Consider the following 23,335-nt stretch of genomic DNA (forward strand, 5'->3'; position numbering starts at 1 on the left):
CGCCGCAAAACCCAGCCCGCTCAGCGCATCGACGCAGTTACCGGCAATCTCTGGGCTTGAATCACGAAAATCGCGGCCGACCAGGATCGTAGCGCCAGGATTGACCCGCCCGCTGTCCAAGAGATAGCGGCCAAACGCGGTCGCATAAAGCGCAGAGGCGCGGCCCTTCAGGTCCTCAGAAAGGCCGCGAAGCCCGCTTGTCCCAAATTTCATCCTTTAAAAGCCCCCGGATGCGCTTGAATTCGTGATTGTTTTGAAAGCAATCTACACAGACTTCGTAAATTTTGGCGGCAGGCGACCAATAAAATGTCTGCCAATTCCCTTTTCGAAGCAAGTTCAAAGCTCGTACAGCGGCTCGCCGGAGGAGGCAATTGCATGAATGAACCGACGATAGCGCTGGAAGGAAGCTGGAGAAGCGCGCTCGCGGCGGAGTTCGAAAGTCCATACATGCAGAAGCTCAATGCCTTTTTGACGGCGCAGAAGGAGAGCGGCAAAAGGATATTTCCCAAGGGGGCGGAGTATTTTAGAGCCCTGGACCTGACGCCGCTTGCGGAAGTCAAAGTGGTGATCCTGGGGCAGGACCCCTATCACGGGCTGGGGCAGGCGCATGGTCTATGCTTCAGCGTGCGTCCCGGCGTCCGGATTCCGCCCTCGCTGGTCAATATCTACAAGGAGATGCAAACCGATCTCGGTATTGCGCCGGCACGCCACGGATTTCTTGAGCATTGGGCCAAGCAGGGCGTTCTGCTGCTCAACAGCGTGCTGACAGTGGAAGAGGCGCAGGCTGCGTCACATCAGGGAAAGGGGTGGGAGACGTTCACCGATGCCGTGATCGGCAAGGTGAACGATGAATGTGAGGCGGTGGTGTTCATGCTTTGGGGTGCCTATGCGCAACGCAAGGCAGCTTTTGTCGATAGCTCCCGTCACCTGGTCCTGAAGGCCGCCCATCCGTCGCCACTTTCTGCTCATAACGGATTTTTCGGTTCGGCTCATTTCTCGAAGGCGAATGCATTTCTGGAGTCTCATGGTCGCACGCCGATCGACTGGGAGCTTCCCGCTGCGCCACGGCAGCACGGATGAGGCATTCTGAACGACATTGCTTCGTCGTTCACTAAAAGGAAACAATGCGTTCCAGTCGGCAGGGCTATTCCAATCCGCTCGGAAGGCTCATCTATGACCCATCGAAAGCCCGCGCGGCGGGCCAGAAAGGGGTCTCAAATGATTGATCAAATCAAGGGTCTGCACCACGTCACGTCGATGGCTGGGGACGCCCGAACAAACAATCAGTTCTTCACCAACGCGCTTGGTCTGCGCCGTGTCAAGAAGACGGTGAACTTCGATGCGCCTGACGTCTATCACCTCTACTATGGCGATGAGACAGGCGCGCCGGGTACGATCATGACCTATTTCCCGTTCCCGCAGATGGCCCAGGGCCGTCCAGGCACCGGAGAGGTCGGAACGACCGTTTTCTCGATCCCGGAAGGATCGATCGGCTTCTGGAGCGATCGTCTCGCCAAGCTGAATGCAGGCGGTCTGAAGACCGAAGAGACGTTCGGCGAGAAGCGCCTGAACTTTGCCGGCCCAGACGGCGACGGCTTTGCGCTGGTCGAGGTCAAGGACGACAAACGCCTGCCCTGGACGCATGGCGGCATCGGCGAGGATCATGCGATCCGCGGCTTCCATTCTGTCGCCATGCGGTTGCGCGACGACGGAGCGACGTCCGAGCTTTTGAAGTTCATGGGCTATGAAGTGCAGGAAGAGCGTGACGGCGTGAAGCGGCTGACCATCCCTGGCGGCAACGGCGCGCACCTCGTCGATCTCGAGACGACGCCGAGTATCTCGCGGGCATTGCCGGGTGCCGGTTCTGTCCACCACGTCGCCTTTGCGGTCGAAAACCGCGAAAAGCAGCTGGAGGTCCGCAAGGCGCTGATGGACACAGGCTATCAGGTTACCCCTGTCATCGACCGCGATTACTTCTGGGCGATCTATTTCCGTACGCCGGGTGGCGTGCTGTTCGAAGTCGCAACGAACGAACCCGGTTTCAACAGGGACGAGGATACCGCGCATCTGGGAGAAGCGCTGAAATTGCCGCAGCAGCATCAGCATCTGCGTGCGTTGATCGAGCAGCATCTGCAGCCGCTTGAAGGCTAAGGCAGGGAGATTGTCATGACCGATAACAGCTATGTGTACCGGCTGCATGCCGGTGCACCGGGAAAGCCCATTCTGTTCGCTCTGCACGGCACGGGCGGGGATGAAAACCAGTTCTTCGATTTCGCAAGGCGCCTGCTACCGGACGCGACCATCGTTTCGCCGCGTGGCGATATCTCCGAATTCGGGGCGGCACGCTTCTTCAAGCGAACGGGTGAGGGCGTCTACGACATGACTGACCTTGCACGGGCGACCGAGAAAATGGCGGCGTTTGTCGGCAACCTTGCCGACGAGCACAGCGCGTCGGCAATACTCGGACTGGGCTTTTCGAACGGTGCCAACATCCTTGCCAACGTGCTGATCGAAAGAGGGCTGTTCGACGCCTCTGCGTTGATGCATCCGCTAATTCCCTTTCAGCCCAAGGCAAATCCGGGGCTTGCCGGGCGCAAGGTGCTGATCACTGCCGGCGAGCGCGACCCGATAAGCCCTGCAGGCGTAACGCAGGCTCTGGCCCATTACTTCGAAAGCCAGAAGGCGTCGGTCGTCACCGAGTGGCATGCGGGCGGCCACGACATCCGCCCGAACGAAGTCGATGCGGTCGGCGTTCTTTTCGCGCCCTACCGCTAAATGGCCCGATGCGACGGACAGTCCATGGAGGCTGTCCGGTTGCTCGGCTGCATGCTCCAAGCCAAGGAGCATGTTGGTATCTCATCAATCGTCCGGAACTCGCTTTCTGTTCATGCAGCGGGACCGTGGATGCTCGCCGGTGCAGGAAACGTCGCAAGTAAATTCTTCGGACCTTCGTCCGGTTCATGTTGTCTTAAGTAATTGTCTTGAGACTAGAGTTTCGTTGTTCCATGATGCTTCCGATGCGAAGAACTCTCGCGTCGTGCCTCATGACGATCGATGCAGATCGCTTCAGCCATGAACATGTTGTGCCTAGCTGCCGCTAGAATTATTATTCTCTAATATTCCGCCTGTGCGCGCTTGCGGTGGACCTGATTGGGAAGGTTGCATGAATTCGGAGTTTGCCGTTCGCCCGATGCGGCCCGGTGAGTTGGAGCTAGTGCTCGAATGGGCGCGTCAGGAGGGATGGAATCCGGGCCTGGACGATTCGCTTGCCTTCAACGACGCCGATCCTTCCGGCTTTTTCGTCGGTGCACTTGGCGAGGTGCCCGTTGGCTCCATTTCCGTCGTTAAATACGGCGAGGCATTTGCCTTCCTCGGCCTCTTCATGGTTCATCCGGATTTTCGCGGGAAGGGCTACGGCAAAGCCATCTGGGATGCTGGCATCGCATCTGCCGAAGGGCGCAGCATAGGTCTCGACGGCGTCCCCGCGCAGCAGGACAACTACCGCAAGGTTGGGTTTGAAGAGGCTTACAAGACGGTTCGCTATGGCGGCACGATCTCGTCCGTGCCGCCATCGACCCTGGTCGCGAATCCGGTGTCCGGTAAGCTCGACGGGCTGTTGCGCTATGATGCGACCGTCTTTTCCGCACCTCGACCGGCTTTCGTGGCCTCCTGGTGCGTCGGACGCAAGCACCGCCGAACGGCTGTCGTGCGCAAGAACGGCAAAATTCGCGGCTATGGGACAATCCGCCGTTGCTATGAAGGCTACAAGATCGGCCCGCTCTTCGCCGCCGAGGCCGACAGCGCGGCCGCGTTGCTTGCGGAGCTCGTACCGGAGGCGAAAGGCGCGCCTGTGTTCATCGACATTCCAAGCGAGAACAAGGAGGCGATCGCTCTCGCCGCAGGCATGGGGCTCGAACCTGTTTTCGAGACCGCCCGGATGTATCGCGGAACGGCGCCATCGATCCCGCTCAGGAACGTTTTCGGTGTGACGACGCTGGAACTCGGCTAATCCATGGCCGATGCCGGCACGGTCGGCACGGCACGCTTCGGCCGCCCTCTTTCGGCAATGGCGATGCCGCCGAGAGCCAGCGCCAGCGCGATGATATGAAACGTCTCGAGTTGCTCACCGAGCAGAGCCACCGAAAGCAGTGTGCCGAAAACGGGCACGAGGTTGATGAACAGCCCGGCTCGGTTGGCGCCGATCGATTCCACGCCCTTGATATAGAGTACCTGTGCGAGCAGGGAGGCGAAGATTGCCGTGTAGAAGGCGATCAGCCAGCCCCTCTGATCCGGCATTTGAGCTGCGCCTTGCGCGCTTTCCCAGACGAGCAGCGGGATCGCGGACAGCATGGCGCCGAGCGAAGGGACGGCCATCAGCGTTCGCCAGTCGAGCGGAGGCTTCCAGCGCAGGAAAATCGTGTACACAGAATAGGCCGCCACGGCGATCAGCATCAGTCCGTCGCCGCGGTTGAGGGCGAGCTGCAGCAGGGTCGCAAGGTCGCCATGGGCAGCTGTCAGTGCGACGCCGAAGAGCGTCAGTGCGAAGCCGGCGATCTGCGCGAATGAAATGGCGGTACGAAAGAAAACGAAATTGAGCAGGAAGATCAGCATCGGAATGCCGGCTTGCTCGATTGCGACATTGATTGCCGTCGTATACTTTACTGCCGAGTAGAGCATGGCATTGAAGAGCGTGTAGCCAATAATGCCGTAAAAGAAGAGCAGGGGCAGGTTTTTCCGAACGATCGGCCAGTCGCGCTTCAATTGGGGCACGGACAGGGCGGCAATAATCGCCGTCGCCAGGAACCAGCGCAGAGAGGTCAGCATCATCGGGCTGATGTGCCCGAGAGCAAGTTTTCCGGCGACGGCGTTTCCGCCCCAGCAAAGCGCCGCGACGACGAGACAAATATAGGCGGTAAACTGCACGGCCGATTCTTTCCTACGTGCGCGGGAAGGGCGCAAAACCACTTCGTATGATCGGGCAAATAGCCCGCGCTGAGCTGATTTGTCACGTAAAAAGCCGATTTGGGCGGCAATACAGGGTCGCTTTCCCAAAAACAAAGTTTTATAGATGCGCGGGTTTGAGCAGGGTGCGGTAGATCCGCCTTTAACAGGAAGACGTGAATGACGAACGTAGTCGTGGTCGGTTCGCAATGGGGTGACGAAGGCAAGGGCAAGATTGTCGACTGGCTTTCAGAACGCGCCGATGTGATCGTACGCTATCAGGGCGGACACAATGCTGGCCATACGCTGGTCATCGACGGCGTGAGCTACAAGCTTGCGCTTCTGCCCTCCGGCCTCGTGCGCGGCAAGCTCAGCGTCATAGGCAACGGCGTCGTGGTTGATCCGCATCATTTCGTCGCCGAAGTCGAGAAGCTGCGCGGTCAAGGTGTGACGGTGACGCCGGCGGTCCTTCGCATCGCTGAAAACGCGCCGCTCATTCTCTCCCTTCACCGCGACCTCGACGCGCTTCGGGAAGATGCTGCGTCCAACAGCGGCACGAAGATCGGCACGACGCGCCGCGGCATCGGCCCTGCATACGAGGACAAGGTCGGCCGTCGTGCGATTCGCGTCATCGACCTTGCCGAACCGGATACGCTGCGCATGAAGATCGAGCGTCTGCTGACGCACCACAACGCGCTGCGCCGCGGCATGGGTCTCGAAGAGATTTCCGGCGATGCGCTGGAAGCGGAACTGCTTGCTGTGGCCGACCAGATCCTGCCTTACATCGATCATGTCTGGCGTCTGCTAGACGAGCAGCGCAAGGCCGGTGCGCGTATTCTGTTCGAGGGTGCGCAGGGCGCGCTTCTCGACAACGATCATGGCACCTATCCTTTCGTGACGTCGTCGAACACGGTCGCCGGACAGGCGGCTGCGGGCTCCGGTCTCGGACCGACGGCAATCGGATATGTTCTCGGCATCACCAAGGCTTACACGACGCGCGTCGGGGAAGGTCCATTCCCCTGCGAGCTGAACGACGAGGTCGGCAAGCACCTTTCGACCGTCGGGCGCGAAGTCGGCGTCAATACGGGCCGCCCGCGTCGTTGCGGCTGGTTCGATGCCGTTCTCGTGCGCCAGACCGTGCGCACTTCGGGAATCACCGGCATCGCGCTGACCAAGCTCGACGTTCTCGATGGGCTGGACGAGTTGAAGATTTGCGTCGGCTACCGCCTTGACGGCGAAGAGATCGATTATCTGCCGGCAAGCCAGGGCGCGCAGGCACGGGTGGAACCCATTTACATCACGCTCGAAGGATGGAAAGAATCGACCGTTGGCGCGCGCAGCTGGGCCGATCTGCCAGCGCAGGCTATCAAGTATGTGCGCCAGGTCGAGGAGCTGATCGGGGCACCTGTCGCGCTCTTGTCTACAAGTCCTGAGCGAGATGATACGATACTTGTGACCGATCCGTTTGAGGACTAAGGTCGCGGGTCATTATTTGTGTGGTTCGGCTGCCGAACCACACTCTTAGAGAAAGTGCGAATGGCGGATTTTATCGCAGTTATCCGGCGGGCGGTTGACGGCCTGGCCGACAACACTCCCGAGATGCGGGTGAAGGTTTACGAGCGCGCTCGCGGTGCTGTTCAGCGGCAGCTCGAGAATATGAAGCCGCGTCCGCCGGAAGCCATGCTGCAACGGCAGCTTGAAAAGCTTGAAACCGCAATTCGCGAAGTCGAAGCAGAGCACGCCGTGGCCCTGCCGGCCGAGGTCGGAACGCCGATCGCCGATGTCGCTGCCGACATGGCGTCGCAGCCAGCGGGCGACGCGCAGGAGCAATCGGCCGCAGCTGAGCATGCTGAGCCTGTCGCGGATGCTGCTGAGGCGGAAGAACAACCGGTTCGCGAGCCGCTGCATCATGAAGAACCTGTAGCGGCTGAAGCGGCGGCAGTCGACGCGACTGACGACCACGAGCCTGCGCCGTACGGGGAGCCGGACCAATACCAGGAGCCCGCCTCGTACCAGGAGCCTGCCCAATACCAGGAACCGGCACCGGCACCGTATCACGACCTGCAAGCCGACGCTGCGATGGAGCCTCCTGCCCAGCAGGCAGAGCCTTGGACGGCGCAGGAGCCTGACGCACCTTACGTTCCCGAATCGGTTGAACCGTGGCAGGTGCCGCACTACGGTGAGGCTGCTCACGACGAGCGTCTCCACGATTTGTCACCAGAGCCTGTGGCCGAACCGTACCCGGACCCGGTCGAGGTTGCCGAGGAACCGGCGGAAGAAGTCGAGCCGGTCGCTCGGCCAGTCGCGGGCGATTTCGACCTCAGCAATCGTCTGGTCGAGCCTGTCCCAACATTCGACCGGGCGCCGAAGGAGTTCGTCGAGCTTAGCCGTGAAGAGCCGCTGCATGCCGACGCGGCCGCACATTTCGACCCCGTTTGGTCTGAGCCCGCCGAGAAAGTGCCAGAGCCTGTCAGCAAGGAAGCGGTGACCGATTGGGCCCTGGAAGAGTTGCGGCAGTTTTCCGAAACGGAACACGTTCAACCGGCAAACGATGCGGCGCGGGCATTCGAAGACGTGATTTCCGGGATCGAGAATCCGCCTGAGCCGGCGAAAATGCCCGCTGCCAATGAAGGTTTCTCGTGGGAGGCAGCAGCGTTTGACGACCTGCCTCCGATTGACAGCGAGAGGAAGGTTTCGGTCACCGCCCATTTCGACGACAGTGACCTATTCTCCGAAGTTCATGGCACGTCGAGCCCGAAGGGTGAAGCCGCAAGCAGCGATGCCTGGCAAGAGGCCACGCAGCTGCGGGGATACGACAATCGCGGCGTCGTAGCCGAGGATGACGCCGCGCTGTCGCCGACTGACAGCGACAGCGCTATCGCGTCCAAGTTCCAGGGCAAGAATTTCCGCATGGAGCCGAAGCGTCGTCGCTTCGGTCTCGGTTCGATTTTCGGCATTCTGCTCGCTCTGGGCGTGATCGGTGGTGGCGGTTATGCGGCATGGACCAACCAGGGCGCGTTGATCGATATGGTCAAGGGTCTCGTCAGCGCCGCGCCGTCTCAGACAGCCAAGACCGACCCGCAAGCGCCGGCAAAGCCTGGTACAGCGGCACCTGCATCGCAGGCCGGCGACCCAGTGGCAAAACCCGCCGAGAGCCAGAAGGAAGTTGCATCGCTGAACGACGGGTCCTCTGCAAATAGCAAATTCACCCAGCGGCTGCTTGCCGATGGTAGCGAAGTCGATACCGGTCCGGCTGCCGATGCAAGCGCTCAGACCGCTGAAGGCAAATCGGTTGCCGAGCAGAACGTCGCGTCTTCGGATGCTACGGCGCCTGCGGCATCGGCGACTTCGCCTGTTGCCGCGCCGGCTGGTGCCGCACCGGCAACAGGCGCGTCGGCTGCAGCCACGCCTGCCGCGACCCCGACCACAGCACCCGTTGGCTCAAGCGAAAAGCTGTTTCTCTATGAAGAGCGCATCGGGCAGAGCTCGCCGACGGCGATCCAGGGTTCTGTGGTCTGGAGCCTGCAGCACGAAGCGGGACCGGATGGGAAGCAGCAGGCCGTGGTTCAGGGCATGGTCACGGTTCCCGAGCGCAATCTGACGGCTCAGCTGAACTTCAAGCGCAACTCGGACCCGTCTTTGCCGGCAAGCCACATCGTTGAGGTCGTGTTCTCGCTGCCTCCGAACTTCGAGGGCGGCGCCATCGATAGCGTTCAGCGCATTTCGATGAAGCGGACCGAGCAGGATCGTGGCGATGCATTGATCGCGGTGCCGGCGAAGATCACCGACGACTTCCACATGATCGCGCTCAATGATTATCCCGACGCCCGCAAGGCCAATCTGGACCTTCTTGCAACCCGCGACTGGATCGACGTTCCGATTACCTATCGCAACGGCCGCCGGGCACTGCTGACCATGCAGAAGGGAACAACCGGCGGCGAGGCATTCGCCACGGCGATCAAGGAATGGGCCGCTTCCGGCGACGTGTCGACGAGCCAGTGATCCAAGACAAAATGGCATATAAAAAGGGCGGGTCCTAGGATCCGCCCTTTTTTTATGCGTGATGAGGAGGAGCTTAGGCTGTCGCTTCAACGACGCGAACCGCCTTTGCCCGCTCCAAGGCTTCCTTGCGCACAGCGTCCTGCACCTTCTCGAATGCGCGAACCTCGATCTGGCGGACCCGCTCGCGGCTGATGTCGAACTCGGTCGACAGGTCTTCCAGCGTAACAGGATCCTCCGAGAGACGGCGCGCCTCGAAGATGCGGCGCTCACGGTCGTTGAGCACGCTCATCGCCTTTGCCAGCATGCGGCGGCGCGTGTCGAGTTCGTCCTGTTCAATCAGAACGGCTTCCTGGCTCTCATGGTCGTCGACAAGCCAATCCTGCCACTGGCCGGAATCGCCTTCGGCGGCCTTGATCGGCGCGTTCAGCGAAGCGTCGCCGGACAGGCGGCGGTTCATCGAAACGACCTCCTCCTCGGAAACTCTCAACTTCGTGGCGATCTCGGTGACATGCTCGGGCTTCAGATCGCCTTCGTCGATTGCCTGGATTCGGCCCTTCAGACGGCGCAGATTGAAGAACAGCCGCTTCTGGTTGGCGGTCGTGCCCATTTTCACGAGCGACCACGAACGCAGGATATATTCCTGGATCGAGGCCTTGATCCACCACATTGCATAGGTGGCAAGACGGAAACCGCGTTCGGGATCGAACTTCTTGACGGCCTGCATCAAGCCGACGTTACCCTCGGAGACCACCTCGCCGATCGGCAGGCCGTAGCCGCGATAGCCCATGGCAATCTTCGCCACGAGGCGCAGATGGCTGGTGACGAGCCTGTGCGCGGCTTCGCGGTCGCCATGCTCCGAATAGCGCTTGGCGAGCATATATTCTTCCTGCGGTTCCAGCATCGGGAACTTGCGGATTTCGTCGAGATAACGGTTAAGACCAGCCTCACCGGCTGTAATGGACGGCAAACTACTCCGGGCCATGATTGCACCCTCCTATCTGAATTCCGGTCCCCGATCGAACGCGTCCCTGCGTTTTTAAAGGCGAACCGGGACATGCGGCTTTGTCCAAGCCCGCACTAGGTCAATGTACAGATAAGTATGGCAGAACAGCGGTTCAAGATATGGGGCAGCTTCACGAAGGCGTTACCCTTCTAGGCGCGCAACACCTCGACCAGCTTCACCATATCGTCCGGCAACGGCACTTCGAAGTGCATGACTTCTCCGGTGCGGGGATGCTCGAACTGCAGCATATAGGCATGCAGCGCCTGCCTGCCTAGGCCGTTCACCGCCTTCTTTGCTGCATCCGGCAAGAGGTTGGCCTTGGTCTTGAAATGCGCGCCGTAGACAGTATCGCCGAGCAGCGGATGGCCGATATGCGCCATGTGAACGCGGATCTGATGGGTGCGGCCGGTTTCCAGGTGGCATTCTACAAGCGCGGCAAGCGAGGTCGCGTCCGGTTTTTCGTGAAAGCGTTCGAGCACCTCGTAGTGGGTGATCGCCTCATCCGCATCTTGCGTGCCGGGGCGCTTGACCGCTCGACGCGTGCGGTCCCCGGTGTCGCGGCCAAGTGGCGCATTGACGGTGCCGGTCAGCGAGCGCGGGCGGCCCCAGACGATGGCTTGGTAGGCCCGTTCCAGCGGCATGGTGCGGCCATGGTCGGCAAATTGCAGCGACAGATGGCGGTGCGCGACATCGTTCTTGGCAACGACCATGACCCCTGTCGTGTCCTTGTCCAGGCGGTGGACGATGCCCGGGCGACGGACGCCGCCGATGCCTGAAAGCGTATCGCCGCAGTGATAGATGAGCGCGTTGACCAAAGTGCCGTTCCAATTGCCGGCTGCCGGGTGGACGACCATGCCGGCCGGCTTGGAGATGACGACGAGATCGTCGTCCTCGTAGAGAATGTCGAGGGGGATGTTCTCGCCCTTCGGCGTCGGGTCCTCAGGCTCCGGCAGATTGATTTCGAACGTGTCGCCCGGGCGTACCTTCTTCTGCGGATCGGCAACGACGGCCCCCTTCGAAGAGACCTGTCCTTCCTTGATCAGCACCTTGATGCGGCTGCGGGAGAATTCCTCCCCCAGCTGTGCCGTCATCCACGCGTCGAGACGGCCTTCGGCATGCGCATCGGCCGTCAGGACTTTCATAATGCCGGATGCTTGTTTAAAGGGGTCGTTCACGACGCTTCTTCTCCGAAGTATTTTATAGAAATGGGACGCCACAGATGACGAATATCCAGCCAGAAGTCGATCAGGAAGAAAAGCCCCTCGATCCGGCTATGGAAAGTGTCCGGCGCAAGATGATCCGCCTGCAGATCGTCTCGGGCGCCATCATGTTCGTGAGCCTTATGGCGGTCTTCGGCGCAGTTGTCTACAAGACGATGCGTGCCCCTGCGAAGGAACCGGCAGCCGTTGCGGCCCCAGGCGTACCGTCGGACTCGCCGATATCGACGACGGTCAGCCTCCCGCTCGGCTTCGTGATTGAATCCACGGCCCTGTCCGGTGGCCAGATCATGTTCTACGGCAAGACTTTCGATGGCGTGATGAAGGTCCTGGTGTTCGACATCAAGGCTGGCCGTACTGTCGCTGACGTGACCATCCACGGCGGCTGAGCGCCATGGCTTGCGGTCTCATCGCGATTGAAAGCGCCGACGATCCCCGCATCGCGGAGTTTCGCGACATACGCGAACGCGACCTGACCGGCCGGCAGAACCGCTTCATCGCGGAGGGCACCGTCGTTCTTCGGATGCTTGCCGAAGCACATCTCGGGCACGGCGACTTTGTCGCCGAGAAGGTCTTGTTGCTTCGAAACCGCGTCGATGGGGTTCGCGCGATCCTCGACCGGTTGCCGGATCATGTCCCGGTATACGTCGCGGAGGCAGAGGTGCTTGATCGCATCGTCGGGTTCCACCTGCACCGGGGCGTGCTTGCGCTTGGGAGGCGGGAGACCGCGAATGGCGATCTCATCGAGCGCCTGCCGGATCGCGCGCTGGTTCTGGTCGGCTACGGCATTTCAAACCACGACAATGCGGGCTCGATGTTTCGCAACGCGGCGGCTTTCAAGGCGGATGCCATCCTTCTCGACGAGACGTCGTGCGATCCGCTCTATCGCAAAGCACTTCGCGTATCCGTCGGTTCCGTGCTCACCGTGCCCTATCGGCGCGGCGGCGATGCGATTGATATCCTGACGCGGCTTGCAGCGCGCGACTTTGCGATCTGGACGCTGTCGCCGCGCGGCGAGATCGATATCCGCTCCATACCGCCATCTGATCGCATGGCGCTGGTTGTCGGCACCGAGGGCGAGGGGTTGCCGGAGGCGGTACTCTCGCGGTTCCGCAGCGCCCGCATCCCGCAATCTGTCGGTCTGGACAGCCTCAATGTCGCGACCGCAACCGGCATTGCGCTTTTCGCCATGTCCTCAGCCGCGAGGCGAATCTGAGATCAGCCTGCCTCCGAGAGGATCGTTGCCGCGCGCTGCGCGAGGTCGATGCGCTCGCCTTCCGGCGTGGCCGCGCTGTCGGGCAGGAGATCGCGAATGGGAGACGACGGCCCTTCGTTGATTGCGGTCAACGCCACCATGCTTGCGGCGATCGTGGCAATCTCTTCCCGTATCGCGCCGTCACCGGTCGAATCTGTCTTGACGCTCAGAAGTCTTTCGGACACGGCGGCGCTGCGGGCGCGGACCTCTTCGGCCAGGTGGGCAGCAATCGCTGCGGTGTCGAGCTCCGAGGCTGGTGCGTCGTCGGTTGCCCGATTCTCCTTGGCCGGTTCAGCCAATACGGGGGCAAGCCCGGCACTGCGAAGCGAACGGTTTGCCTTGCGCAAATCTACATTGGCGGCCTTGACCTGTTCCTTCAGCTTGGAAATTTCCTGTTGCCGCCGGTTGAGGAGCGCCGCGTTATCGGACAGTGCGGTGGCGTCCCTCCGGCCCTTGTCTTCAAGTCGCATGACTGCGTGCTCCTGCTGCGTCAGCTTCTGCTCGGCATCCTTGGCGCGCTTCTGCAGCAGGGTCACGTCCTTACGCAGGTTGTCGCGTTCGATGCGCAATGCATTCGATTTGAGATTCAGGCTTTCAATTTCGGTCTCGTGGGCTGCCATGTCGATCTTCAGGCCGTCGGCCTGATCCGCCAGCCGGTTGAGGCGCGTGCGCAACGCATCCAGCTCGCCTTCCTTGGAGGCGCTCGCCTGCTCGACAATATGGAGGCTGGTCTTCAACTGGCTGATGTAGTTCTCGTCCTTGCGCAAGTGGGAGCGCAGTTCAGCGGCTTCGACGCTCATATCGCCGATCTGCGCCTGGAGCGCACCGATCTCGGACGCGAAGTGACCGGCATCGCGCGCGATCGAATCATGCTTCAGTTGCAGCGACAGGGATTTTTCGCGCTCACGCATGAGGTCCTGCGTGGTGCGCGCGTTTTCCGCCGCGTAGAGCGCACGGGCCATGTCCTTCTGCGCGCGCACTTCCTGCGGGCTGAGCGGCATGGTCGCCCGCATGCGGTTCTCGGTATACCAGACAATGCGACGGTGAACGGCGGGCGATATCAGAAACCCGAGGAACGCCGCGGCCAGGAAGCCCAATCCGAACAAGAGAGCGTATTCGATCACGGCGAGGCCACTGCTTCCAGAAGTTGATTTGCGTCAGAACCAATGATTAAGCGGATGGCCCACAGAGAGCAAGTACCTGAAAAGGTGGTTGCGGCGGAGAGCCCGCCGTTGCGCAAGCTTCAGAACGGGTTCCAGGTCGGGTTCGGCGTTACCTTGAGATAGCCGACATTGAGGCCGAGGCGGGCGCCGACACCCGTGCGGATCGGCACCACAAGCACGTTATTGTTCTTGAGCAGCGTCATGCCAAAGCCGGCGACGACGAATGCCTGGCCGCTGACGCCACCGAAACGGGCGTAGATCGCGTCGGTCGATGGCAGGTCGTAGACCAGCATCATCACACGCGTGCCCTGGCCGCCGTAGTCGATGCCGAGGGAGGGACCCTGCCAGTAGAGCGGATGCTCACCGGCGTTCTTGGTGTTGAGCTGCCCTTCACCGTAGGTCAGGCCGGCTATGAAGGCTCCCGAGCCTTCCTGTCCGAGGATGTACCCATTCGGCAGCCCGTATTTCTGGAAGGCTGCTTCGATGACCTTGGCAAGACCGCCGCTGGTCGAGCCGAAGAACGAGTGTCCCGTATCGACGATTTCCTGCGCCGTGTAGTGTTCGCTGTTGGCCTGCTGTGCGGATGCCTGTGTTGCGGCCAGCATCACAGGCGACAGCGTCAATGCGACGAGCAGTCGGCAAAAAGCGGGAAATCTTCCGAAGATTGAGGGGCGCATGGCTGTCATCCGTTCATCATGGTCGGTACTTTGGTCCGTTTCCGGCGGTTCATGCATTTTGCGCGGATGGTCTTAACAATCGGTTTACCAAATATGGTGTCATTATGGCGCCAAACACGCGCGCAAACTTCGTGCAAACTTCGATGAAGCAACATGTGCGGCGGAATGAGACCGCCCTCTGGAGACGATGATGTCAAAGAACCCCAACCTCACCCTGACTGGCCCGGATCTGGCTGCGCTCCTTTGCAGCCGCGTTTGCCATGACGTCATTTCGCCAGTCGGTGCAATCAACAATGGCCTTGAGCTGCTCGACGAAGGCGGCGCCGACGCCGATGCGATGGATCTTATTCGCACAAGTGCGCTGAACGCCTCCGTCCGTCTGAAGTTTGCACGGCTTGCCTTCGGCGCCTCCGGATCGGTCGGCGCCTCGATCGACACAGGTGAGGCCGAGCGCGCTGCGAAGGATTTTGCGGCTGCGGAGAAGAAGACCGAGGTCACCTGGACCGGTCCGCGGGCTATTATCGCCAAGAACCGCGTCAAGCTTCTGCTCAATCTGTTCCTTGTTGCCTATTCGTCTATTCCACGCGGTGGGGTGCTCGATATCACACTGGAAAATCCCGAGTTCGATGCGAAGTTCAAGATCGTCGCGAAGGGAAAGATGATGCGTTTGCCGCCAAAGTTCGTGGAGATTTCCACGAGCGACATCGAGGAAGCCATCGACGCGCACTCCATTCAGCCCTACTACACCGTACTTCTTGCCGAGGAATGCGGGATGCAGCTCGGCCATAGTGCGACTGCCGAGGAGATTGTCTTTACGGCTGATGTGGTTGCCGCCTGAAAGCCTCCGGCACCTCACCACTTCCTCGGGGTAACAATTCCTTAGCCAAATCTTTCTATCCTTGAAGGCGAGACGCCCGCCGGACAGAAGCAGGGCCAAGGAGCAGGCATGCAGAGGTTCATGATCACCGACGCTTCGGACGTCGTCCGCAAGGTCGGAAGGCGTATTCTGTCCGAGCTCGATTTCCTGGTCAGCGAAGCCTCCAATCTCAGCGAAGCCCTTTCCCGTTGCGGGGCTGAAATGCCCGATTATCTGATCGTCGATTCCGGTATGGAAGGCGCGCTCGATCTGATCTCCACCATCCGCATGATGGAAGGTGGAAGGGAGGTCAAGATCTACTACTGCGTCGTCGAAGCCGATCTCAAGAAGCTGATGATGGGCAAGCGGGCAGGGGCCACGGATTTCCTGCTGAAGCCGTTCGACAGGAAGATCCTGACGTCCGTGTTCGGCAATCGCGCCATCGCCGCTTAGCGCGGTTTCACGCCGAGGGCACATCTGAAAGGGCCGGCCGCTCCAAAGGGCGGCCTTTCAATGGATGCCACAGACGAAAAATCCCGCCGGAAAGGGCGGGATTTCCTGTCTTCGCAAAGGGGATGCAGCGTCAGGCGGTTTCGGCGTACTCGGCGCCATCCGGCTCGCGCAGAACATAGCCGCGACCCCAGACGGTTTCGATGTAGTTCGCGCCGCCGGCAGCATTCGCAAGTTTCTTGCGCAGCTTGCAGATAAAGACGTCGATGATCTTCAGTTCAGGCTCGTCCATGCCGCCGTAGAGGTGGTTCAGGAACATTTCCTTGGTGAGCGTGGTGCCCTTGCGGAGCGAAAGCAGCTCCAGCATCTGGTATTCCTTGCCCGTCAGGTGAACGCGCTGGCCACCGACTTCGACGGTCTTGGCGTCGAGGTTGACGATCAGTTCGCCGGTCATGATGACCGACTGGGCGTGACCCTTGGAGCGGCGGACGATTGCGTGGATACGTGCAACCAGTTCGTCCTTGTGGAACGGCTTGGTCATGTAGTCGTCGGCGCCGAAGCCGAGACCGCGTACCTTGTCTTCGATACCGGCCATCCCCGAGAGGATCAGGATCGGTGTCTTGACCTTGGACAGGCGGAGTGTACGCAGGACTTCATATCCGGACATGTCGGGAAGGTTCAAGTCGAGAAGGATGATGTCGTAATCATACAACTTCCCAAGGTCGACGCCTTCTTCACCAAGATCGGTGGTATAAACATTAAAACTTTCAGACTTAAGCATCAATTCGATGCTCTGCGCTGTCGCGCTATCGTCTTCGATGAGTAGTACCCGCATTCTTATCCCCTTTACCGCCGCCGAAAGGTGGTCTGGCCCCTACGCGATACAGAAATGTCACTGCGTGATTTGGAAGCTGCCACGAAATGGTTAACAAATTCTGATTCACTCTGGCAAGAGGTAACGAATTTATTAAATAATTTGTCCATTTCGCTGTTTTCCAACGAGAATCCGCAAAGCCGACTTCTCAACTTTTACATTAAGAACGACTGGTAAGCGATTCATTCGACTCACCAATGAGAAGGTGCCGGAAATCGCGTAGTAATGTTTACCGACCCTTAAATCATCGGGACTATCATTAACGATGCCCGTAAACGAAAGGTTACCAGCGGTAGGTTTTTGTTAACACCGACGGAAATTTTTTGGGCAAGCCGTATGAAAGCGGCACGCAGGGGTGGTTTCAAGTGGAGCCTGGGTCTCGCATCACTGGAGTAATGCGTATGAAGTCGCGTGAGAGCCTAGTTCGTCTGAAGGAGTTTCAGGTGAACGAAAAACGTCGTCAATTGCAGCAATTGCAAATGATGATGTCCGAATTCGAGCGGATGGCGAAGGATCTGGAGAGCCAGATTGTCGTCGAGGAAAAGAAATCCGGCATTTCCGACCCGAATCACTTCGCCTATCCGACCTTCGCAAAGGCAGCACGCCAGCGCGCGGACAATCTTCAGGTCTCCATCAAGGAACTGAAGATGCAGGAAGAGGCCCTGGAGCAGACGCTCGAAGAGATGCAGGCGGAATATGCACGTGCCGCCGCGCTCGAAGAGCGCGACGGAGCGGTCCGGGCACGAGCCTAAGGCACGTCGGCGGACGCCTCAGGGCGTCCGGGCGGCGTCACCTGATAAAAGCCATGCATGGTGGGCCGCTGCCCGTCATACATGGCTTTTGGCGTTCACCTTGCCTTCAGGTGTTGACGACGTCGCGCCATTCTTCGTGCCGCTGCGATTGCGCCTTGAAGAATGGGCAAAGCGGAAATATCTTCCAGCCGCCTCTTCTGGCTTCCTCCACCGCGTGGAGCGCGAGCGCCTGGCCGACTCCTTTGCCACGCAAAGCGTCGGGAACACCGGTATGGTCAATGATGATGAGTTTCGGCGATGTGCGGGAATAGGTCATCTCGGCCTGATGGCCGTCGAGCTCGGCAATATAGCGGCCGCCCGATGCATTCTGTTCGTTCTTGATATCCATCGCTGTTCCCCTCGCAGGTTCTGTTGACCGGGAGGGTGGCACGGAGCGAGGACCGCGCCAAGACCACTGATGTAAACGCACTGTTCGATGGAATGCCGTTGGGACGGTTAGGGGCTCATGAGAGCCCCTCGCGCACTACACCATCGTCGCTCGCGCGGCCTTAGTCCGAGTGGTCTTTGATGGACTGGGGCCGAGCGGAAGCTTCGATTCCGTCGCATTGCGACGGTTAAATGCTTGTCATTCAATCAATAATTTCGTGCCGTGTTACGATCCCAGAGGAGTGAATTCGGCCCGATCAAATAGCTATTGCGTTTGGAAACTGATCAATGGCGGTATTGCTGGATGCGCGTCGTGCGCAGTCCGGCAAGGCCGTGACTGTTGATGGAGGACTGCCAGGATAAGAACTCCTCGACTGTCAGCGTGTAACGTTCGCAAGCTTCTTCCAAGCTCAACAAGCCACCGCGAACTGCCGCGACAACCTCTGCCTTGCGGCGAATTACCCAGCGCCGAGTATTCGGCGGCGGCAAATCCGCAATCGTCAGCGGGCTGCCATCGGGGCCGATGACATATTTCACTCGGGGACGTATCATTTCGGTCATTGGACTCTCTACACAACTCAAGACCACGAGAGCCACTCTAGCTTGTCACATTTAAAAATTGCCTAAGCGCATAGTAAGACTTTGATAATAAGTTTAGTCGACCGGCCACGGAGCAACATCGGGGAAACCGGCGGCCTTCCGTTGGGTAAATTTGCCATGCGTGCATGGGAGCCATGCACATTAGACATTGTGAATTTGACATTCGTCATCTTATAAGCACCGCAACATAGATGTAAGCGCAAGACCTCGTCTCCATTCTTCTCGTCATGCCCGGAATGATCAAGGCTATTTGCTTCGTATCCAGTCGGTACGGGCGCTGTTTGCTTTTCTGGTCTCCCGGGAGCCAGCACAGGCTGTTGGGCGAGAAATTCGGGCCGAAGCCGGACGCCAAGGGATAAACTCGATGAAGAAGCAAGTGCACGCCGTCTCTGACGGCGTAGGGGATGCTATTTTTTCGCGTTCAGATGTTGGGGCACCAATGCGCCAGACGCTTCTTGAGGAGCGGATCGGCGAAATGGCGAAGGACTCCGGCTTCGCCTACTATCTGGTGGCCGCCTTTCCGCGGGGGGACCTTAACGGCTTTGTTGTCAACTGTATTGCCAGCAACTGGCCGCAGGAGCTCATCGCGCTCTACGACGAGGTCGATCTTTTCTATTGCTGCAACCTCGTCAGCAGGATGAAGCGCTCGATCATGCCTGTCTTCTGTGACAAGGCGCCGTTCGAGAGCACGGCGGCAAACCAGGGGAACCAGCGTCTGACGACGCTCTTTCGCGATCACGGGCTGAAGAATACCTTCGCGTTTAGCCTGCACGACGCCGAGTTGCGGCAGTATATATTCGCCTTCTCCGGCGATCGGCCTGACCTTCCCCGCGACGAGACCATGTCTCAGCTATTCAGGGTGATGGAATTCCTCGACCTTTTTGCCCAGCACAATCCTGTCGATCGACCTTCGGAAAGCCTCAGCAACCGCGAGGTCGAATGTCTGCGCTGGTCGGCGGCAGGCAAGAGCAGCGACGAGATTGCCATCATTCTCGATCTCTCGCCACACACGGTCGTGGGCTATCTGAAAAGCGCGATGCGCAAGCTCGATTCGGTCAACCGCATGCAGGCAGTGGCACGCGCCTTCCGGTATCGTTTGCTCTAGCCACATTAAAGCATACCCGCAGAGGCTCCGCGATGGACCGCGTCCAGTGCGGCATTGATCGCGACAGAGCCGACCGTCGCCAGCGCTATGCTTTTCCATGCCGCGCCGTCGAAGCCTCGCGGGTGCCAGGCTTCAATAGAGAACGCGCGGCCAGATTGGGGGCGACAAATCGAGCCAGGCGCCGTCCTGCCACACGGCCACCAGCCCCGCCTTGCCTGAACCATACGCCGCTGCGCCGCAGGCGACGAGGTAGCCTCTCCCTCTCGGACAATTCGCCTGTGACCGCCAATTCGACGATGGTGCCGATACGCTGAAGTGCTTCATGGTGGGCACGCGTTTCTGCGCAGCGAGGGCAGGATGTAGGGCAGGGCGAGATTGTTGGTCTGGTCGGACAGAATATGGGCTCACCGTCCTGCCGACCTGGACTTTGGTGTGAATGAATCGCCGCAGATCGTAAAAGTCGGAGATGAAAGGCGCTGAAGGGGACTGTTTCGACACCGCTTCTCGGAAGGATTATGCCCGCTCGATCTCCGATGAAGCGCCACCCCAGGAAATAAAGTCCGGATTGGCGAAATCACAATCATGGGTCTGGCTGGTCTTTCCGTAGGTTAGCGGCTTGCCATCGAGCGTCAGGGTCGAGCCCCCCGCAGCACGCAGAACGGCGTCACCGGCTGCCGTGTCCCATTCCATCGTGCGGGTAAAACGCGGATAGACATCCGCTTGGCCCTCGGCCAGCAGGCAGAATTTCAGCGACGAGCCGATGTTGGTACATTCCGAAATGGCGTTCTTGGACAGAAACAGCGCTGTTTGCGGGCTGTCATGCGAACGGCTCGCCAAGGCTGTCCGTTTGACCGGCTGCGGGCGCACGCAGATGACCAGCCGCCGTTCGACGGCAAAATCTTGGTCGATAAACAGCTTTTCGGCCCTGCCGTTTTCTCCTGAAAAGGCAACCCCGAGGGCCGGCGCAAAAACGATCCCGACGATTGGCCGGCCGTCTTGGACCAATGCTATGTTGACCGTGAATTCGCGCCGTCTGTCGAGGAACTCCCGCGTGCCGTCGAGAGGATCGACGAGGAAGAACGATGCCCCGATGGCAGGAACGATGCCAGCGGCAACCGATTCTTCGGCGATGACTGGCACGTGTGGAAAATCGCGCCGGAGATGCTCCAGAATGATCCGCTCGGCGCGTTCGTCGGCGATCGTAACGGGGCTGTTGTCGGCTTTGCTCGCAGAGGTGCAGCCGCTCTTGAACACTTCCATGATGGCTTTGCCAGCTTCGAGGGCGGCGCGTTCAAATGTCTGGAGCATCACAATTGAATTGGATCCGTTTTTTACCGACTTCATACATATAGGTGACTTTATCTGGGATTGCATGATCGGCGCAATGCCCACGCGCATGGCCCGTGATTGGGCCAGGGACGATGCGCCCGGGGCGTTCGGCTGAAACGCCTCAACGGGACCAGCAACAGACTTTTTCGGTTAAAAGCCGCGTTTTGCGTCATTCGATGTTGAAAAAAACGACTTTCTGAGTGTGGAAAAGTCATTTTCACCAAAACGGCAAAGAACTTTGGAGCATTGCAATTTTGCACTTCCCTTTTGTCTTGAAAGCGGTATGAAATCGTAAATAAGGGCTCAACAAGGGCTTTAATAACAAGAGATGCAGGCCGATCCGGTTCTGCGTCCAGGGGAAATGGTTTATGGAATATTTTGTCCAGCAGCTCGTTAACGGGCTGACTCTTGGATCCATCTATGGGCTTGTGGCTATTGGCTACACGATGGTTTACGGCATTATCGGCATGATCAATTTCGCCCATGGCGATATTTTCATGATCGGCGGTTTTGCTGCCCTTATCGTCTTTCTCGTCCTTACATCGATGTTTGCAGGTCTTCCGGTCGCTGTTCTGCTGCTGGTGATGCTGCTCGTCGCAATGCTGATGACCAGCTTGTGGAACTGGACGATCGAGCGGGTCGCTTATCGTCCGCTGCGCGGCTCCTTCCGCCTGGCGCCGCTGATCACCGCGATCGGCATGTCGATCACGCTGTCCAACTTCATTCAGGTGACGCAGGGTCCGCGCAACAAGCCGATCCCGCCGATGGTGAGCAGCGTATACAACGTTGCGGGCATTTCGATTTCGCTGAAGCAGATCGTGATCATCGTCATCACTGCAGTTCTGCTGACGGTGTTCTGGTATCTCGTCAATCACACGGCTCTCGGACGCGCCCAGCGCGCCACCGAGCAGGACCGCAAGATGGCGGCGCTCCTCGGCGTCAACGTCGACCAGACGATTTCGGTGACCTTCATCATGGGTGCCGCGCTCGCGGCCGTCGCCGGCACGATGTATCTGATGTATTATGGCGTGGTGAATTTCAACGACGGCTTCGTCCCTGGTGTGAAGGCGTTTACCGCAGCCGTCCTCGGCGGCATCGGCTCACTGCCGGGCGCTGTGCTGGGCGGCCTGATGATTGGTTTGATCGAATCCCTTTGGTCGGCCTATTTCACCATCGCGTACAAGGATGTGGCGACCTTCGCCATCCTCGCTTTCGTGCTGATCTTCAAGCCGACAGGTATCCTGGGCCGGCCGGAAGTCGAGAAGGTTTAACGTCATGGCAAATGTTGAAAACGCCTCTGGCAAGCCCGCACCCGGACTTGTCCAGAAGGGTATTAAAGAAGCTCTGTTCGCTGCTGTCATCTCGTTTGGCATGTTCGTGCTCTATGTCGGTCTGAAGACCGACCAGAACATCAGCAACGAACTCATCATCGTTCAGCGCTGGGGTCTGCTGGCAATCTTCGTTGCTATCTCGGCGGTCGGCCGGTTCGCAGTCGTCGTCTTCCTGCGCCCGCACCTGGATGCGCGCAAGCTGGCGAAGGCACGGAGCGGCGAGCTGGATATCTCGACCGACAAGGGCTTCTTCCACAAGCACTTCCTGAAGATCGCGTTTGTCGCGCTGCTGCTCTACCCGGTCGTCATCGTGGCGCTCGTCGGTGCTCAAGGGTCGCTGAAATGGGTCGATAACTTCGGCATCCAGATACTGATCTACGTGATGCTCGCCTGGGGCCTCAACATCGTCGTCGGTCTCGCAGGCCTGCTTGATCTCGGTTATGTCGCCTTCTATGCGGTTGGCGCCTATTCCTATGCGCTGCTGTCGAGCTATTTCGGTCTGTCTTTCTGGCTGCTGCTGCCGCTCTCGGGGATTCTCGCTGCACTTTGGGGCGTCATTCTCGGCTTCCCGGTTCTTCGCCTGCGTGGCGACTACCTGGCGATCGTGACGCTGGCGTTCGGTGAAATCATCCGCCTCGTCATCATCAACTGGACCGACGTCACCAAGGGCACCTTCGGTATCTCCAGCATTCCGAAGGCAACGCTGTTCGGCATTCCCTTCGATGCGTCGCCTCACGGTTTTGCCAAGCTCTTCCACCTGCCGATTTCGTCTGCCTACTACAAGATCTTCCTCTTCTATCTGATCCTGGCGCTTTGCATGCTGACGGCCTACGTCACCATTCGTCTGCGCCGCATGCCGATCGGCCGTGCCTGGGAAGCGCTTCGCGAAGACGAGATTGCCTGCCGTTCGCTCGGCATCAATACGGTCACGACGAAGCTCACCGCGTTTGCAACGGGCGCGATGTTCGGTGGCATTGCCGGCTCCTTCTTCGCGGCTCGCCAGGGCTTTGTGTCGCCGGAATCCTTCGTTTTCCTGGAATCGGCTGTCATCCTCGCCATTGTCGTTCTTGGTGGCATGGGCTCGCTGACAGGCATCGCGATCGCCGCGATCGTCATGGTCGGCGGTACCGAAATGCTGCGCGAAATGGACTTCCTGAAGGCAATATTCGGGCCGGACTTCACGCCGGAACTCTACCGCATGCTGCTCTTCGGTCTGGCGATGGTCGTCGTTATGCTGATCAAGCCCCGCGGCTTCGTCGGAACGCGCGAGCCAACGGCCTTCCTCAAGGAGCGCAAGACCGTCTCCGGAAGCTTCACCAAGGAGGGCCACGGCTGATGAGCCCCCAGGAAACCA

Annotated in this window: 23 protein-coding genes and 1 pseudogene; 14 read left to right on the top strand and 10 right to left on the bottom strand. The window is 59.4% G+C overall.

The features are described from left to right. Nucleotides 1–213 (bottom strand): annotated as a pseudogene (locus tag AC1D2R_RS08715) (phosphomannomutase); the annotation flags it as partial. A 162-nt stretch (nucleotides 214–375) separates the two neighbouring features. On the opposite strand from AC1D2R_RS08715, the gene ung reads away from it, so the two are divergent. The 4 genes from ung (at nucleotide 376) to AC1D2R_RS08735 (ending at nucleotide 4,009) form a co-directional block, all read left to right on the top strand. After that, the gene (gene ung, locus AC1D2R_RS08720; protein WP_477966794.1) at nucleotides 376–1,080 is read left to right on the top strand and encodes a uracil-DNA glycosylase; all 705 of its coding nucleotides are present in this window, start codon (nucleotides 376–378) and stop codon (nucleotides 1,078–1,080) included. 138 nt (nucleotides 1,081–1,218) lie between these two features. After that, nucleotides 1,219–2,151, top strand: coding sequence for a VOC family protein (locus AC1D2R_RS08725; protein WP_477966796.1), 933 nt, complete (start codon nucleotides 1,219–1,221; stop codon nucleotides 2,149–2,151). Between the two features lie 15 nt (nucleotides 2,152–2,166). Beyond that, nucleotides 2,167–2,775: an alpha/beta hydrolase gene (locus tag AC1D2R_RS08730; protein ID WP_477966798.1), complete on the top strand. Its 609-nt coding sequence runs from the start codon at nucleotides 2,167–2,169 to the stop codon at nucleotides 2,773–2,775. 388 nt (nucleotides 2,776–3,163) lie between these two features. Continuing rightward, nucleotides 3,164–4,009, top strand: a complete 846-nt coding sequence (locus tag AC1D2R_RS08735; protein WP_477966800.1) for a GNAT family N-acetyltransferase — start codon at nucleotides 3,164–3,166, stop codon at nucleotides 4,007–4,009. Here the strand turns inward: AC1D2R_RS08735 and AC1D2R_RS08740 are convergent. Further along, nucleotides 4,006–4,923 (bottom strand): DMT family transporter, encoded by a 918-nt coding sequence (locus tag AC1D2R_RS08740; RefSeq protein WP_477966802.1) that lies wholly within the window; start codon nucleotides 4,921–4,923, stop codon nucleotides 4,006–4,008. The genes AC1D2R_RS08735 and AC1D2R_RS08740 overlap by 4 nt on opposite strands. Nucleotides 4,924–5,121: 198 nt before the next feature. On the opposite strand from AC1D2R_RS08740, the gene AC1D2R_RS08745 reads away from it, so the two are divergent. Together AC1D2R_RS08745 and AC1D2R_RS08750 are read left to right on the top strand one after the other, a co-directional pair. Then, complete coding sequence (locus AC1D2R_RS08745; protein ID WP_477966804.1) at nucleotides 5,122–6,417, top strand: adenylosuccinate synthase; 1,296 nt, start codon at nucleotides 5,122–5,124, stop codon at nucleotides 6,415–6,417. A 60-nt stretch (nucleotides 6,418–6,477) separates the two neighbouring features. Then, entirely contained in the window at nucleotides 6,478–8,943 is a 2,466-nt protein-coding gene (locus AC1D2R_RS08750) for a hypothetical protein (protein ID WP_477966806.1), read from the top strand. 73 nt (nucleotides 8,944–9,016) lie between these two features. Here the strand turns inward: AC1D2R_RS08750 and rpoH are convergent, their stop codons facing one another. Continuing rightward, nucleotides 9,017–9,925 carry an RNA polymerase sigma factor RpoH gene (gene rpoH, locus AC1D2R_RS08755; RefSeq protein ID WP_477966808.1) on the bottom strand — a complete coding sequence of 303 codons (909 nt, stop codon included), beginning with the start codon at nucleotides 9,923–9,925 and terminating at the stop codon, nucleotides 9,017–9,019. Nucleotides 9,926–10,095: 170 nt separating this feature from the next. After that, nucleotides 10,096–11,121, bottom strand: coding sequence for an RluA family pseudouridine synthase (locus AC1D2R_RS08760; protein ID WP_477966810.1), 1,026 nt, complete (start codon nucleotides 11,119–11,121; stop codon nucleotides 10,096–10,098). A gap of 44 nt (nucleotides 11,122–11,165) precedes the next feature. On the opposite strand from AC1D2R_RS08760, the gene AC1D2R_RS08765 reads away from it, so the two are divergent. Together AC1D2R_RS08765 and AC1D2R_RS08770 are read left to right on the top strand one after the other, a co-directional pair. After that, nucleotides 11,166–11,552, top strand: coding sequence for a hypothetical protein (locus AC1D2R_RS08765; protein WP_477966812.1), 387 nt, complete (start codon nucleotides 11,166–11,168; stop codon nucleotides 11,550–11,552). A gap of 5 nt (nucleotides 11,553–11,557) precedes the next feature. Beyond that, a complete protein-coding gene (locus AC1D2R_RS08770) occupies nucleotides 11,558–12,379 on the top strand; it encodes a TrmH family RNA methyltransferase (protein WP_477966814.1) in 822 nt (273 codons plus the stop codon). 2 nt (nucleotides 12,380–12,381) lie between these two features. Here AC1D2R_RS08770 and AC1D2R_RS08775 read toward each other — a convergent pair whose 3' ends face one another. Next, a complete protein-coding gene (locus AC1D2R_RS08775) occupies nucleotides 12,382–13,542 on the bottom strand; it encodes a hypothetical protein (RefSeq protein WP_477966816.1) in 1,161 nt (386 codons plus the stop codon). A gap of 119 nt (nucleotides 13,543–13,661) precedes the next feature. After that, nucleotides 13,662–14,258, bottom strand: a complete 597-nt coding sequence (locus tag AC1D2R_RS08780; protein WP_477966817.1) for a DUF1134 domain-containing protein — start codon at nucleotides 14,256–14,258, stop codon at nucleotides 13,662–13,664. 187 nt (nucleotides 14,259–14,445) lie between these two features. Between AC1D2R_RS08780 and chpT the strand changes: the two genes are divergently transcribed. Next, a complete protein-coding gene (gene chpT, locus AC1D2R_RS08785; RefSeq protein ID WP_477966819.1) occupies nucleotides 14,446–15,096 on the top strand; it encodes a histidine phosphotransferase ChpT in 651 nt (216 codons plus the stop codon). Nucleotides 15,097–15,204: 108 nt separating this feature from the next. Next, nucleotides 15,205–15,567, top strand: a complete 363-nt coding sequence (locus tag AC1D2R_RS08790) for a response regulator (RefSeq protein WP_477966821.1) — start codon at nucleotides 15,205–15,207, stop codon at nucleotides 15,565–15,567. Between the two features lie 130 nt (nucleotides 15,568–15,697). Here the strand turns inward: AC1D2R_RS08790 and ctrA are convergent, their stop codons facing one another. Next, nucleotides 15,698–16,399 carry a response regulator transcription factor CtrA gene (ctrA, locus tag AC1D2R_RS08795; protein ID WP_003542362.1) on the bottom strand — a complete coding sequence of 234 codons (702 nt, stop codon included), beginning with the start codon at nucleotides 16,397–16,399 and terminating at the stop codon, nucleotides 15,698–15,700. Between the two features lie 440 nt (nucleotides 16,400–16,839). Between ctrA and AC1D2R_RS08800 the strand changes: the two genes are divergently transcribed. Next, the gene (locus AC1D2R_RS08800; RefSeq protein WP_477966823.1) at nucleotides 16,840–17,190 is read left to right on the top strand and encodes a flagellar export protein FliJ; all 351 of its coding nucleotides are present in this window, start codon (nucleotides 16,840–16,842) and stop codon (nucleotides 17,188–17,190) included. Nucleotides 17,191–17,296: 106 nt separating this feature from the next. On the opposite strand, the gene AC1D2R_RS08805 is transcribed toward AC1D2R_RS08800, so the two are convergent. Both AC1D2R_RS08805 and sciP read right to left on the bottom strand, forming a co-directional pair. After that, a complete protein-coding gene (locus AC1D2R_RS08805) occupies nucleotides 17,297–17,620 on the bottom strand; it encodes a GNAT family N-acetyltransferase (RefSeq protein ID WP_477966824.1) in 324 nt (107 codons plus the stop codon). A 281-nt stretch (nucleotides 17,621–17,901) separates the two neighbouring features. Beyond that, nucleotides 17,902–18,177 (bottom strand): CtrA inhibitor SciP, encoded by a 276-nt coding sequence (sciP, locus tag AC1D2R_RS08810; protein WP_007533628.1) that lies wholly within the window; start codon nucleotides 18,175–18,177, stop codon nucleotides 17,902–17,904. 403 nt (nucleotides 18,178–18,580) lie between these two features. On the opposite strand from sciP, the gene AC1D2R_RS08815 reads away from it, so the two are divergent. Next, nucleotides 18,581–19,321: a helix-turn-helix transcriptional regulator gene (locus AC1D2R_RS08815; RefSeq protein ID WP_477966826.1), complete on the top strand. Its 741-nt coding sequence runs from the start codon at nucleotides 18,581–18,583 to the stop codon at nucleotides 19,319–19,321. Between the two features lie 513 nt (nucleotides 19,322–19,834). Here AC1D2R_RS08815 and cysQ read toward each other — a convergent pair. Then, on the bottom strand, nucleotides 19,835–20,629 hold the full coding sequence (gene cysQ / locus AC1D2R_RS08820; protein ID WP_477966828.1) for a 3'(2'),5'-bisphosphate nucleotidase CysQ: 795 nt from the start codon (nucleotides 20,627–20,629) through the stop codon (nucleotides 19,835–19,837). Nucleotides 20,630–21,018: 389 nt separating this feature from the next. On the opposite strand from cysQ, the gene AC1D2R_RS08825 reads away from it, so the two are divergent. Next, nucleotides 21,019–21,921 (top strand): branched-chain amino acid ABC transporter permease, encoded by a 903-nt coding sequence (locus tag AC1D2R_RS08825; protein WP_037062432.1) that lies wholly within the window; start codon nucleotides 21,019–21,021, stop codon nucleotides 21,919–21,921. Nucleotides 21,922–21,925: 4 nt separating this feature from the next. Further along, nucleotides 21,926–23,317: a high-affinity branched-chain amino acid ABC transporter permease LivM gene (gene livM, locus AC1D2R_RS08830; protein ID WP_477966830.1), complete on the top strand. Its 1,392-nt coding sequence runs from the start codon at nucleotides 21,926–21,928 to the stop codon at nucleotides 23,315–23,317. Nucleotides 23,318–23,335 lie beyond the last annotated feature (18 nt).

The sequence above is a fragment of the Rhizobium sp. P1_C7 genome (genome assembly GCF_056406295.1).